The sequence below is a fragment of the Plantibacter cousiniae (nom. nud.) genome, from assembly GCF_977070315.1.
In genome coordinates, this window is record NZ_CDRVEU010000009.1 from 257,407 (window position 1) to 270,768 (window position 13,362).

The window sequence follows — 13,362 nt, forward strand, 5'->3', positions numbered from 1 at the left end:
AAAGGGGGCAAAATGTCGCACCGGTGCGCTTCTTCGGTCACGTTTGCTGCGCCGTCGGGGTATGTATCCGCCTCGCTTCGCCGGGCGTCCCACCAGGACGCTGCAAACTGGTGCCGCAGGGCATGCGCAATTGCCTGTCGAAGCCGTCATCCATTGTCCGGGAGGACCTGATGAATCTGGAAAGCAAATGGCTGGAGGATTTCAGCGCCCTGGCGGCCACTCGCAGCTTTTCTCAGGCCGCCGAGCGTCGCTTCGTGACTCAGCCGGCATTCAGCCGGCGTATTCGCAGTCTTGAGTCGGCATTGGGGCTGACACTGGTCAATCGCTCGCGTACACCCATCGAGTTGACCGCTGCCGGACAATTGTTTCTGGTCACGGCCCGTACCGTGGTCGAGCAACTGGGCGAAGTCGTGCGTCATCTGCATCACCTGGAAGGCGGGCAGGGCGAGGTCATGCAGGTGGCTGCGGCGCACTCTCTGGCACTGGGGTTCTTTCCGCGCTGGATCGCCCAATTGCGCAACGAAGGGCTGAACATTGCCACCCGGCTGGTGGCAACCAACGTCGGCGACGCGGTGCATGCGTTGCGCGAAGGTGGCTGTGATCTGATGCTGGCGTTCTACGATCCCGATGCCGCGCTGCAGATGGACGCCGAAATCTTTCCCTCGCTGCATTTGGGCCACACCGAGATGTTGCCGGTCTGTGCCGCCGATGCCGAGGGGCGGCCGTTATTCGATATGGAAGGCGAGGGCAGTGTGCCGCTGCTTGCCTATAGCGCCGGGGCCTTTCTCGGGCGGTCGGTGAACCTGTTGTTGCGTCAGCGCAATCTGCGCTTCACGACGGTTTACGAGACGGCCATGGCCGACAGCTTGAAAAGCATGGCGCTGGAAGGGTTGGGGATTGCCTGGGTGCCGCAACTGAGTGTGCGCGCCGAGCTGGCGCGCGGTGAACTGGTGGTGTGTGGCGGACCGCAGTGGCATGTGCCGCTGGAGATCCGCCTGTACCGCTGCGCACTGGTGCGCAAGGCCAACGTGCGCCTGTTGTGGCGCAAGCTTGAAGGTGCGGCGGCGCCAGATTCCCGGTGACAAGCGCCGCTCCTGGCGATGCCGGAGAGCGACCCTGGTCTGCTCAGGGAAATCTGTTCAGATGATCAGCAATGATTTGCTTGTTGGCGTCGCTGTAGACATAGCAATTGGAGCGTATTTTTTCGTGGCTTTCGATGATATTCGTCTGACACCACCATCCCCCCTTATAGATAACCTCTGCGGCCTCATGAGTGCCGCCGAGCATATGGCCCAACTCGTGCGCGGGGATTGTGAACGTTTCCAGTGAGGCTATGCCTGTGTAGCTTTTGTCGGTGCTGGCGCCCAGAGTCTTTGAGTTGATCCTGTTCTGAGTCAACAGCAGGTACTTGGTGGTCGCGTTGCGCTCCAGGCCGTTGTCGATGACATACCGATCCATCCTGTTTTTCCAGGCGTAATAGGTTTCGTCTACATCGTCGCTCTGATAAGCGAAGTCAGTAAGGCCCGGGACGTCGCGAATGAACGCCAATCGCACATAACGACCCGTGAAGCTTTCCAGATCTTTTATGAGCCAGGCGAAGTAGTCCTGGCGTAGTTCCTGGGTGCCGTGATGTGACGTGTCGTTGTGGAGAACCAGGTACAGCGTCAACGATTGCCTGGAGGCGCTATTGTTGGCCCATGCCGCATGGCTCAGCGCCAGCGCACATAGCACCAGACAGCTTGTATATTTCTTGATCATCGCACTCATCCTTGAGTAGGTGGATTGTGGCCGGGCCGTGTGTAGCCCGGTGCCGGAGATCTAATAGCAACTGGCGTTGACAGGAAATCAGGATCGACATCTATCGCAGTAGCGCTTGTTTGATTGGTGTGCAGTACAAGTGCCGATTCTCTGCCGGATTTTTCCGTGCTGCCTTCCGCTATAAAAACCTGGACGGTTGAGCGTATGGGGGCTGTCATCCTGGCGCTTTGCGGTATACTGCGCGGCCTTTGGCCGGTTAAACCGGTCATTATTCGTACAACAAGCCACGCCGGTTCCCCCGCGTGGCTTGTTGTTTTCAGACGCGCCTGCGGGCGCCCGATGAGAGGCACGACGATGAGCGCACTGGTTGGCGTGATCATGGGCTCCAAGTCCGATTGGTCCACCCTTAGCCACACCGCCGATATGCTGGAAAAGCTCGGCATCCCTTTTGAAGTCAAGGTGGTGTCAGCGCACCGCACACCGGATCTGCTGTTCCAGTACGCCGACGAAGCGGAAGGCCGTGGCATTGAAGTGATCATCGCCGGTGCTGGTGGTGCCGCTCACTTGCCGGGCATGTGCGCTGCCAAGACCCACCTGCCTGTGTTGGGCGTTCCGGTGCAGTCTTCAATGCTCTCGGGTGTCGACTCGCTGTTGTCGATCGTGCAGATGCCGGCCGGTATCCCGGTCGCGACCCTGGCGATCGGCAAGGCGGGTGCAATCAACGCAGCGCTGCTTTCAGCGAGCATCCTCGGCGCAAAGCACCCGCAATTCCACGCAGCGCTGAAGAAATTTCGCACTGAACAGACAGACAGCGTCCTGGACAATCCAGACCCACGCCACGCCTGAGGTTTTTCCATGAAGATCGGTGTAATCGGTGGCGGCCAGCTGGGCCGCATGTTGGCATTGGCAGGTACGCCGCTGGGCATGAACTTCGCCTTTCTCGATCCTGCGCCGGACGCCTGTGCTGCGGCACTTGGCGAGCATCTGCGTGCCGATTACGGCGATCTGGATCATCTGCGTCAGTTGGCGGATGAAGTCGATCTGGTGACCTTCGAGTTTGAAAGCGTTCCGGCCGAGACCGTGGCGTTTCTGTCACAGTTCGTACCGGTCTATCCGAGCGCCGAAGCGTTGCGCATTGCGCGTGACCGCTGGTTCGAAAAGAGCATGTTCAAGGACCTGGGCATCCCGACGCCGGCATTCGCCGATATCCAGTCGCAGGCCGACCTGGATGCTGCAGTAGCCAGCATCGGTCTGCCTGCCGTGCTGAAAACCCGCACCCTGGGTTATGACGGCAAGGGCCAGAAGGTCCTGCGTTCGGCAGCCGATGTGGTCGACACATTCGCCGAGCTGGGCAGCGTGCCGTGCCTGCTGGAAGGCTTCGTACCGTTCAGCGGTGAAGTGTCGTTGATTGCCGTGCGCGCGCGTGATGGCGAGACCCGGTTCTACCCGCTGGTGCACAACACGCATGACAGCGGCATCCTGCGTCTGTCCATCGCCAGCACTGATCATCCTTTGCAGGCACTGGCCGAAGACTACGCCGGCCGCGTCCTGAAGCAGCTGGATTACGTGGGCGTGCTGGCATTCGAATTCTTTGAGGTCGACGGTGGCCTGAAAGCCAACGAGATTGCGCCGCGCGTCCACAACTCCGGTCACTGGACCACCGAAGGCGCCGAGTGCAGCCAGTTCGAAAACCACCTGCGGGCGGTTGCCGGTCTGCCGCTGGGCTCTACAGCCAAGGTCGGTGAAAGCGCCATGCTCAACTTCATCGGTGAAGTGCCCGCAGTGGACAAGGTCATCGCTGTCGAAGACTGCCACCTGCATCACTACGGCAAGGCGTTCAAGGCTGGCCGCAAGGTCGGACACGCCACGGTTCGCAGCGCTGACCGCGCAACGCTGGATCGTCAGGTGAAGTTGGTAGAAGCGCTGATCAAAGGCTGATCAGGCCCACGGCTAGCGTGCCGATGCTCCGCGTTGGCACGCAGTTTCAGGAGACGCCGCGTCCTTTTGCGACGCGGAGCGTCGAGAACTGCATTCCCACGCAGAGCGTGCGCAACGAGCGTTTCTAACTGTCGTGCCGATGCGTCGCGTTGAAGCACTGTTCGAGACGCCTGGCCTCCGTTCAGGTAGGTTCAGCCCCGTCATTCATGAAGAATTCTCCACCCCGAAGCAAACTGGCCATTGCGCCGGAACCATTCCCTCTCGTCGTTCTCAGATAGCAGTAGGTCGGGGCTGCTGTCAGCCCGGGCGTATTCACTTAATACAGAGGGAAATGGCATGGGTATCATTGGAACCATCTTTATCGGCCTGATCGTTGGTCTGTTGGCTCGCTTTCTGAAGCCGGGCGACGACAGCATGGGCTGGATCATGACCATCGTGCTGGGTATCGCCGGTTCGCTTGCAGCCACTTACGGTGGTCAGGCGCTGGGTATCTATCAGGCAGGCGAGGGTGCAGGTTTCCTCGGCGCGCTGGTAGGTGCAATCATCCTGCTGGTTATCTACGGCATGATCAAAAAGAAATAACGCTTAGGCGTCAGCCCTCTGTTTTACAGTGCGCAGAGGGCTAGAATGCTCGGCAACTTTCCACCCCTTTGCCGAGCTTTATCATGCGTCGCTTCCTGTTGATGACTCTTCTGCTGTTATCCGCGCTCTGCGGTCCCGCATACGCCCAGTTGCCGGAAACCGACTGGCTTGAGCTGATGCCCAAGTCCGATCAAAAAGCCCTCGAAGCCATGCCCGAGATTGACCACAATTCTCCGGAAGCCATGGGCACGTTCGACAGCAAGGGTGGACTGAAGCAGAGCAAGGGTTTGCCTGCAGTCATGTATTCGACCAAAACCGTCCCGGCAATGAACGGCAAGACGATTCGTCTTGGCGGCTACCCTGTGCCTCTCGAAACCGACGCCAAGGGCCGCAGCACGCTGTTCTTCATCGTGCCTTATCCAGGCGCCTGCATTCACGTTCCACCACCGCCGCCTAACCAGCTGGTGCTGGTGCGTTACCCCAAGGGTCTGAAACTGGATGATATCTACACACCACTGTGGGTAGAAGGCACCCTGAAAATCGAGAAGGTCAGTAACGACCTTGCCGATGCTGCGTATGCGATGGATGCGTCAAAGGTCCGCGTGGTGGTTGAGTCGGACCTTTGATGGGCTTGATCAATTACTGATCAGAGCGCCTCGCTCCAGATACTCACTCCCAGAACATGCATCTGGTCCGGTGCCAGGGTGACCACGTCGTCCAGCACGTTGGCGGTTTCGACGCAGACCATGCGCTGCCAGCCGTCTGCTGCCATGTCGGTGAACTTGCCGGTCTTCTCGATCCACGGGTTCCACAGGATGGCTGAGTTCGAGCCCGTGCTGCGGATGTGGATGCGTCGCTGCCACTGCGGGTCAACGATGCTGAGCACGCCTGGTGTGTCCTTGTAGATGCGGTCGGTTTCGCCTGTGAAGGTAAGGTCGCCGGTCTGCTCGCGTTCTTCCCAGTTTGCCAGGGTTTCGATGTAACGCAGGCCGTCGAGCCCTTCGACGCTGACCTGACGTACATCGCTGACTGCGAAATAGGTATGCAGCGCCTGGCTGATCACCACAGGCTCAGTGCCACAGTTGTAGCTGACCAGACTGACATTCAGTGCGTGGTCCAGACGAATGCTCAGTTTCAGGGCGACATTGTGCGGCCAGCCCGGCAAGTGGCCTTCGGCCTCGGGAAGGACGAACTCCACCAGCAGTGCATCGCCATCTGCGCCGATACCCAGCAACTGCCAATCGAGCGCTCGCACTTCGCCATGTGCCTTGGCTGGTTCGCTGCTGTCGCGCATGGCCTGCACGCTTTGCGGGTTGCGCTCCAGATTGCCGAACCACGGCCAGCAGATCGGCATGCCTGCACGAATGGGTTTGCCGCGCTTGAAAACGGCCTCTTCGTTCAGCCACACCAGCGGCTGCTGCCCGGCCACTTGATAGCTGAGGATGTGTGCGCCTTGTTGCGCAACCAGCAGCTCTGCTTCGCCGTGGCAAATACGCCAGCAGTTCAGCTCATCGTAAAGGATGGATTCAACGGTGGGTTCAACCGGGGATGTTGGCATGCAAAGTTCTCACTCAATGACCGTGACGAAAATAGACCGCTTCATGCAGGGCGAGTTTAACCGGGCAGCCAACCTGGAGCCGAGCGACAATTTACCGTCGCGCGGGAACCGAGCGCGTCCGGCCGCTGGCATCTATGGCCACGAATACGAACGCGGCCTCGGTGACCTTGCGCCATTCGCTGGTGAGCGGGTCGTCGCTCCACACTTCGACCATCATCTTGATCGAGGTGCGTCCGACTTCCAGGGTGCGGGTATAGAAGGAAAGCTGTTCGCCGACCGCGACCGGGACCAGAAACGCCATGCGATCGATGGCGACGGTCGCCACGCGGCCACCCGCGACTTTGCTGGCCATAGCTGTGCCTGCCAGGTCCATCTGGGACACCAGCCAGCCACCAAAGATGTCGCCAAAGCCATTGGTTTCGCGGGGAAGGGCGGTGATTTGCAGTGCAAGGTCGCCTTGCGGGGTTGGATCTTCTTGTTCGAGCTCGATCATGCCTAGGGTGCCTCTGACCCATGACTCTCATTATTGTATGTCGCGGTTAACAGGTGCCATTCAAAACCATGAGCATGAACATTATGTGTTCAGCGCCGGTGTGGCCCAAAGGGAAACTCTGCGAAACCCGCTGATTCAGACGTTTTCGCACAACTTCCCAAGGCTGTTGACGACTTGCGAGTATATCGGGCGTTGCGTCATAGAACGACCGTGGGTCTTCATTTTGTGTCAGTGGTAGTTCTGCCATGTGTTTTTTGTAGCAATTTGCTATCTTGCTGGACCTCTACAGGTGACAAGACTGCCTGTACACGCAATTTTGGTGCCTATCTGCGCCGTTGCTCCCGACAATCGCTTCTGCACGGCACCCCGCAGCAGCCAGCGTTGCTGTCGCTCGCCCCTTTTCAAAGAACACGTAAAGAGAAGCCTTGTCATGTCATCTGTTCCTCCAAGTTCCACGCAGCCTGCGCGGCCTTTGACTCGCAGCGATTACAAAACCCTTTCGCTGTCGGCCCTGGGTGGCGCGCTGGAGTTCTACGACTTCATCATTTTCGTGTTTTTCGCGGCGGTGGTCGGCAAACTGTTTTTCCCGGTGGACATGCCCGACTGGCTGCGCATGATGCAGACGTTCGGCATTTTCGCCGCCGGTTATCTGGCGAGACCCCTGGGCGGCATTATCATGGCGCACTTCGGTGATCTGCTGGGGCGCAAGAAAATGTTCACGCTGAGCATTTTCATGATGGCGGTGCCGACCCTGATCATGGGTCTGCTGCCGACCTACGCACAGATCGGCATGTGGGCGCCGATTCTGCTGTTGTTGATGCGCGTCATTCAAGGTGCCGCCATCGGCGGTGAAGTGCCTGGCGCCTGGGTCTTCGTGTCCGAGCATGTGCCTGCACGGCGTGTCGGGTATGCCTGCGGCACCCTGACCGCGGGCCTGACAGCGGGCATCCTGCTGGGCTCGCTGGTCGCCACGGCGATCAATAGCATCTATACCCCCGTCGAGGTATCGGATTACGCATGGCGTATCCCTTTCCTGCTGGGTGGCGTGTTCGGCCTGATGTCGGTGTATCTGCGTCGCCTGCTGCATGAAACGCCGGTGTTTGCCGAGCTGCAACTGCGCAAGGCACTGGCCGAAGAGGTGCCGCTCAAGGCGGTACTGCGTGATCATCGTGGCGCCGTTGCGCTGTCGATGCTGATGACCTGGTTGCTGTCTGCCGGGATCATCGTCGTGATCCTGATGACACCGACCATCCTGCAAACCATCTATGGCTTTCCGGCCGCTACCGCGCTGAAAGCCAACAGCCTGGCAATTGTCTTCCTGAGCGTGGGTTGCATCGCTGCGGGCGCGCTGGCGGATCGTTTCGGCGCAGGCTGGGTGTTTCTGCTGGGCAGCGCAGGTTTGCTGGTCAGTTCCTGGACGTTCTATCACATCCTCGGCAGCCATCCGGAAGTGCTGTTCCCGCTGTATGCCGTGACCGGTCTGTTTGTCGGTACGATCGGCGCGGTTCCTTACGTCATGGTCAAGGCATTCCCGCCTGTGGTGCGCTTCTCGGGGCTGTCGTTCTCCTACAACCTGGCGTACGCGATCTTCGGCGGTCTGACGCCGATGGTCGTGACCTTCATGCTCAAGAGCAGTCCGATGGGGCCGGCGTGGTACGTCGCGATCCTCTGCGGTCTGGGCATGGCCATCGGTGTGTTTTTGCTGAGCCGAAAGCGCTGATCATCAGCCGCTGCTGAATCGCTCGGGCACCGCTACAGCCAAAGGCTATCTACCTGCACAGGTCGATAGCCTTTTCATCTTATTGTCATAATCAATTCATAGAGTAGTCATAAGACTGGCCCAAAAAGGCTCGTGGACACCTACACACCCTGCCAGGAGCGCAAGGATGACACTCAAGCGTTTGATGACTGCACTGACATTGGTTGCCGCCGGAGTGACGGCAGCCAATACGCTGGCTGCGGTCGACCCTGCCATCCAGGCCTATACCAGGACCTCCGGTGTGTCGGGCAATCTCTCCAGTGTCGGCTCCGATACCCTGGCAAATCTGATGACCCTGTGGGCCGAGGCCTATAAGAAAGAATACCCGAGCGTGAACATCCAGATTCAAGCGGCCGGCTCCTCCACGGCGCCACCCGCGCTGACCGAGGGTACGGCCAATCTGGGCCCGATGAGCCGCAGGATGAAGGACGGCGAGCTGTCGGCTTTCGAGCAGAAGCATGGCTACGAGCCCACTGCCATCCCGGTCGCGGTGGATGCTTTGGCGGTTTTTGTGCACAAGGACAACCCGATCAAGGGCCTGACCCTGCAGCAAGTGGACGCGATCTTCTCCGCGACCCGCCTGTGCGGCGCCAGGGCAGATGCGAAAACCTGGGGTGATGTCGGCGTGACCGGCGATCTGGCAGGGAAACCGATCCAGTTGTTCGGTCGTAACTCAGTGTCGGGTACCTACGGTTATTTCAAGGAAGAAGCGCTGTGCAAAGGCGACTTCAAGGCCAACGTCAACGAGCAGCCCGGCTCTGCTTCGGTGGTCAGCGCGATCAGCAATTCGCTTAACGGCATCGGTTATTCGGGCATCGGTTACAAGACATCCAACGTCAGAACTGTGCCGCTGGCGAAGAAGGAAGGGGGCGAGTTTGTCGAAGACAGCGAAGCCAATACCCTGAACGGCAGTTATCCACTGTCGCGCTTCCTTTATGTCTACGTGAACAAGGCGCCGAACCAGCCCTTGGCGCCGCTGGAGGCCGAGTTTGTAAAACTGGTGCTGTCGAGACAGGGCCAGGAAGTGGTGATGAAGGACGGTTACATCCCGCTGCCCGCCCGTGTCGTCGAGAAGACGCTGGCCGATCTTGGCCTGCAGGGCGCGGGCGGCGTGGCGGTAAAGTAGTCACGTACGCGTTGGAGCGGGGCTCAATGGACTGGCCTGCATACAAATTGAACAGTCCGCCGCCGGTTTCGCAGGCAGCGGGCTTTCTTGCGTCACCTTGCTGTAATGTTTCTGTCATACAAGGCGTCTACGGTGTGTGCGCATGAATGAGCTGTTCAAATCGACGATGGACCAGAGCTCGCCTCCAGCGCGTATTGATTTCAATACGCCCGCGATGGTGCGCAAGCGTCGTGTCCGTGCGTTTACCGACCGGCTCACTCACTGGTACGTCGCCATTGGCGGCCTTGCCGTGCTGGCTGCCATTACGCTGATCTTTTTCTACCTGGCCTATGTCGTTGCGCCGCTCTTCAAAGGCGCCAGCCTGACCGCCGAACCTGCGCTGAATACTGCCTGGCTGCAGGACGCCGGCGCTCCGCTGATGATTACCATCGAAGAGCAGAACCAGATCGGCATGCGCATTTCCGACAAGGGCGAAGTGGTTTTTTTCAACAGCGAGGACGGCGCAGAGCTGCGGCGCATTGCCTTGCCGCTCCCTGCGGGCGTGTCCGTTGCGTCCATCGGCAAGGATCAGCCCGGCGCGCCCTTGATAGCCCTGGGTTTGTCCAACGGTCAGGTGCTGGTGTTCAGGCACTCTTACCTGACGACCTACCCGAACGATCAGAAAACCATCACCCCGAGCGTGGCCTGGCCTTACGGCGAAGCGCCCCTGGTACTGGATGAGGCCGGGCGTGCGGTCGAGCATGTCACCGTCAGTGCCGATGGCGACAGCCTGAAGCTGGCAGGGTCTACCGGCACTCAGTTGCATGTCATCTCGCTCGAACAGAAAGAAAACATGATGACCGGCGAGATGACCCGCGAGCAGACCCGCGAGCAGACGCGTGTCGAGTTGCCGCAGATGTCCGCAGCGGTCAAGGCGATCTACATCGACCCGCGTCAGCAATGGTTGTATGTCATCAACGGGCGCGCGCAGGCGGATGTGTTCAGCCTGCGCGATCGCAGCCTCAATGGCCGCTATAAATTGCTGGAAGACGGCAACGCCGAGATCACGGCGAGCGCTCAACTGGTCGGCGGCATTTCGCTGATCATCGGCAACTCGAAGGGCAGTATGTCCCAGTGGTTCATGGCCCGGGACACTGACGGTGAGCAGCGCCTGATGCGCATCCGCGATTTCAGCCTGGGCAGCGCACCGATCGCGCAGATCAAGGCCGAGCAGCGCCGCAAGGGGTTCATCGCTCTGGATGCTTCCGGCAAGCTGGGCGTATTTCACAGCACAGCGCACCGCACCCTGCTGATCGAAAAGGTCGCCGAGGGGCCCGGTATTCTGGCGTTATCGCCACGCGCAAACCGGATTCTGATTGAAAGCGCTGGCAAGCTGCTGCCGCTGACGCTGGACAACCCGCACCCGGAAGTCTCCTGGAGTTCGCTGTGGGGCAAGGTCTGGTACGAGAATTACGATGAACCCAAGTACATCTGGCAGTCCACGGCGTCCAACTCCGACTTCGAGCCCAAGCTGAGCCTGGCGCCGTTGACCTACGGCACGCTGAAAGCGGCGTTCTACGCCATGCTGCTGGCCGCGCCGCTGGCCGTGGCTGCCGCGATCTACACCGCCTACTTCATGGCCCCGGGCATGCGCCGCAAGGTCAAGCCGGTGATCGAATTGATGGAAGCGATGCCGACGGTGATTCTCGGCTTTTTTGCCGGATTGTTTCTGGCCCCGTATCTGGAAGGGCATCTGCCCGGCATCTTCAGCCTGTTGCTGCTTACGCCGATCGGCATTTTGCTGGTGGGCTTTTTCTGGACCCGCCTGCCTGATTCGTTTCGCTTGCGTATTCCCGATGGCTGGGAAGGCGCGATTCTGATTCCGGTCGTGCTATTGGTGGGCTGGTTTTCACTGAGCATGAGCCCGCATCTGGAGAACTGGTTCTTCGCGGGTGACATGAGCACCTGGATTCGTGACCGCCTGGGTATCACCTACGATCAGCGCAATGCACTGGTAGTTGGCATCGCCATGGGATTCGCGATGATCCCCAACATTTATTCGATTGCCGAAGACGCCGTGTTCAGCGTGCCGCGCAGCCTGACGCTGGGTTCGCTGGCACTGGGCGCGACGCCGTGGCAGACCCTGACGCGGGTGGTGATTCTGACCGCCAGCCCCGGCATCTTTTCCGCCTTGATGATCGGCATGGGCCGGGCCGTGGGGGAAACCATGATTGTGCTGATGGCGACCGGTAACACGCCGATCATGGACATGAACCTGTTTGAAGGCATGCGTACGCTGGCGGCCAATGTCGCGGTGGAGATGCCGGAGTCGGAAGTGGGCGGCAGCCATTATCGGGTGCTGTTTCTCGCGGCGTTGGTGCTGTTGATGTTCACCTTCGTGATGAACACCCTCGCAGAGCTGATTCGTCAGCGTCTGCGCAAGCAATACTCGTCGCTGTAAGGAAGGTAGGCGTTGGTGAAGCGGAACTCCCTCAGGAACTGGTTCAAAAGTGGCGCCCCCGGCGTCTGGATGAGTGCGGGTGCCGTATCCATCGCTGTGATCATGACCATCGGCCTGTTGGCGGTGATCGCCGTGCGTGGCCTTGGGCATTTCTGGCCCGCCGATCTGGTGAGCGCGCAGTACGCGGTGCCCAATCAGGAATCGAGCGTCCTGGTCGGCGAGCGGGTCGAGCAGGAGCAAGTACCTCGTGCGCGCCTGAAAAGCGCGGGCCTGCCGGTGCCTGATCAAGGGCCGGAATTCATGACCCGCGAGCTGTTCAAGGTCGGCAATCGCGATCTCAACCCCAGTGACTTCAACTGGGTGGTAGGCGAATGGCTGACCGGGCAGAGCCGGCCTGCAGACCTGATGACGCTGGAGCGTCGCGAGTGGGGCAATTTCTACGGCTATCTGGTCAACGTCAAGGAAGGCGGGCGTGTCGTGGCCGAAGGCGAGGCGGCATGGCCAGTCCTGCAAGAGCGCATCAAACGCGTCGAAAAGCTGGCTGACGAGCTCTACAGCCTGGAAAAGAAAGACATTGGTGCCATCAATCACGGTATCGAGCGCCTGCGCCTGCAGGCCCGCAAGCTGGAACTCGATGGCCGACTGGATGCCGCCGCGCAAGCGGACATGGCTGCCGAGCGGGCCGAGCTGGATGCGCGTTACAAGGTGATCGAGGCGCGCCTTGACGGGCTGCACCAGGCCTTTGATCGCGACAGCCTGACCGCACGCGATGGCAACGGTAAAGAGATCGAGCTCAGCCTGGGCAAAGTGGTGCGTGCCTATCAGCCCAATGCGATGGGCACGGTGACCAAGCTTGGCTTCTACTTCGAGAAACTGTGGGAGTTTCTCAGCGCCGACCCACGCGAAGCCAACACCGAGGGCGGTATCTTCCCGGCGATCTTCGGCACGGTGATGATGACCCTGATCATGGCCGTGATCGTCACGCCGTTCGGTGTGCTGGCGGCGGTCTACCTGCGTGAGTATGCGCGCCAGGGGCCGGTTACCCGGTTGATTCGCATCGCTGTGAACAACCTTGCCGGTGTGCCTGCGATTGTCTACGGCGTGTTTGGCCTGGGATTCTTCGTCTATGTGCTGGGCGGCTCGGTGGATCGGCTGTTCTTCCCTGAAGCGCTGCCGGCCCCGACGTTCGGTACGCCGGGCCTGTTATGGGCCTCGCTGACCTTGGCACTGCTTGCCGTGCCGGTAGTGATCGTGGCGACGGAAGAAGGGCTGGCGCGCATTCCGCTGACCCTGCGTGAAGGTTCGCTGGCACTGGGTGCAACCAAGGCCGAGACGCTGTGGAAAATCGTACTGCCAATGGCCAGCCCGGCGATGATGACCGGGTTGATCCTCGCGGTGGCGCGTGCCGCCGGGGAAGTTGCGCCCTTGATGCTGGTGGGCGTCGTCAAGCTGGCGCCGTCGCTGCCGCTGGACGGCAACTATCCTTATCTGCACCTCGATCAGAAGATCATGCACCTGGGTTTCCACATTTACGACGTCGGCTTCCAGAGCCCCAACGTCGAGGCCGCACGCCCGCTGGTGTATGCCACCGCGCTGCTGCTGGTGCTGGTCATCGCCTTGCTCAATCTGTCGGCGGTGAGCATCCGTAACCATTTGCGGGAAAAGTACAAGGCGCTCGACAATTGATCCCGAATTCGCCCTTTGGCAA

Annotated in this window: 12 protein-coding genes; 9 read left to right on the forward strand and 3 right to left on the reverse strand. The window is 60.0% G+C overall.

What is annotated here, in order from left to right; all coding sequences use genetic code 11:
• Window positions 1-170: 170 nt before the first annotated feature.
• Window positions 171-1,082 carry a LysR substrate-binding domain-containing protein gene (locus tag ACW55A_RS18420; protein WP_003367967.1) on the forward strand — a complete coding sequence of 304 codons (912 nt, stop codon included), beginning with the start codon at window positions 171-173 and terminating at the stop codon, window positions 1,080-1,082.
• A gap of 43 nt (window positions 1,083-1,125) precedes the next feature.
• Here the strand turns inward: ACW55A_RS18420 and ACW55A_RS18425 are convergent, their stop codons facing one another.
• Window positions 1,126-1,758, reverse strand: coding sequence for a zinc metalloprotease (locus ACW55A_RS18425; RefSeq protein WP_096105947.1), 633 nt, complete (start codon window positions 1,756-1,758; stop codon window positions 1,126-1,128).
• A 354-nt stretch (window positions 1,759-2,112) separates the two neighbouring features.
• Here ACW55A_RS18425 and purE point away from each other — a divergent pair, with 354 nt between their 5' ends.
• The 4 genes from purE (at window position 2,113) to ACW55A_RS18445 (ending at window position 4,904) form a co-directional block, all read left to right on the forward strand.
• Window positions 2,113-2,604: a 5-(carboxyamino)imidazole ribonucleotide mutase gene (gene purE / locus ACW55A_RS18430; RefSeq protein WP_003340324.1), complete on the forward strand. Its 492-nt coding sequence runs from the start codon at window positions 2,113-2,115 to the stop codon at window positions 2,602-2,604.
• A 9-nt stretch (window positions 2,605-2,613) separates the two neighbouring features.
• Complete coding sequence (locus ACW55A_RS18435; RefSeq protein WP_003349746.1) at window positions 2,614-3,696, forward strand: 5-(carboxyamino)imidazole ribonucleotide synthase; 1,083 nt, start codon at window positions 2,614-2,616, stop codon at window positions 3,694-3,696.
• Between the two features lie 336 nt (window positions 3,697-4,032).
• Window positions 4,033-4,278 (forward strand): GlsB/YeaQ/YmgE family stress response membrane protein, encoded by a 246-nt coding sequence (locus tag ACW55A_RS18440; RefSeq protein ID WP_002555896.1) that lies wholly within the window; start codon window positions 4,033-4,035, stop codon window positions 4,276-4,278.
• A gap of 83 nt (window positions 4,279-4,361) precedes the next feature.
• Window positions 4,362-4,904: a DUF3299 domain-containing protein gene (locus ACW55A_RS18445; protein ID WP_003367971.1), complete on the forward strand. Its 543-nt coding sequence runs from the start codon at window positions 4,362-4,364 to the stop codon at window positions 4,902-4,904.
• A gap of 20 nt (window positions 4,905-4,924) precedes the next feature.
• Here the strand turns inward: ACW55A_RS18445 and ACW55A_RS18450 are convergent, their stop codons facing one another.
• On the reverse strand, window positions 4,925-5,836 hold the full coding sequence (locus ACW55A_RS18450; protein ID WP_003432833.1) for a D-hexose-6-phosphate mutarotase: 912 nt from the start codon (window positions 5,834-5,836) through the stop codon (window positions 4,925-4,927).
• 91 nt (window positions 5,837-5,927) lie between these two features.
• On the reverse strand, window positions 5,928-6,329 hold the full coding sequence (locus ACW55A_RS18455) for an acyl-CoA thioesterase (RefSeq protein WP_003316086.1): 402 nt from the start codon (window positions 6,327-6,329) through the stop codon (window positions 5,928-5,930).
• Between the two features lie 430 nt (window positions 6,330-6,759).
• On the opposite strand from ACW55A_RS18455, the gene ACW55A_RS18460 reads away from it, so the two are divergent.
• The 4 genes from ACW55A_RS18460 (at window position 6,760) to pstA (ending at window position 13,340) form a co-directional block, all read left to right on the forward strand.
• Complete coding sequence (locus tag ACW55A_RS18460) at window positions 6,760-8,049, forward strand: MFS transporter (protein WP_003432834.1); 1,290 nt, start codon at window positions 6,760-6,762, stop codon at window positions 8,047-8,049.
• Window positions 8,050-8,215: 166 nt separating this feature from the next.
• Complete coding sequence (locus ACW55A_RS18465; RefSeq protein WP_498811505.1) at window positions 8,216-9,214, forward strand: phosphate ABC transporter substrate-binding protein PstS; 999 nt, start codon at window positions 8,216-8,218, stop codon at window positions 9,212-9,214.
• A gap of 142 nt (window positions 9,215-9,356) precedes the next feature.
• Complete coding sequence (locus ACW55A_RS18470; RefSeq protein WP_498811506.1) at window positions 9,357-11,654, forward strand: ABC transporter permease subunit; 2,298 nt, start codon at window positions 9,357-9,359, stop codon at window positions 11,652-11,654.
• Window positions 11,655-11,669: 15 nt separating this feature from the next.
• Window positions 11,670-13,340, forward strand: coding sequence for a phosphate ABC transporter permease PstA (gene pstA, locus ACW55A_RS18475; protein WP_003367981.1), 1,671 nt, complete (start codon window positions 11,670-11,672; stop codon window positions 13,338-13,340).
• The last annotated feature ends 22 nt before the right edge of the window (window positions 13,341-13,362 follow it).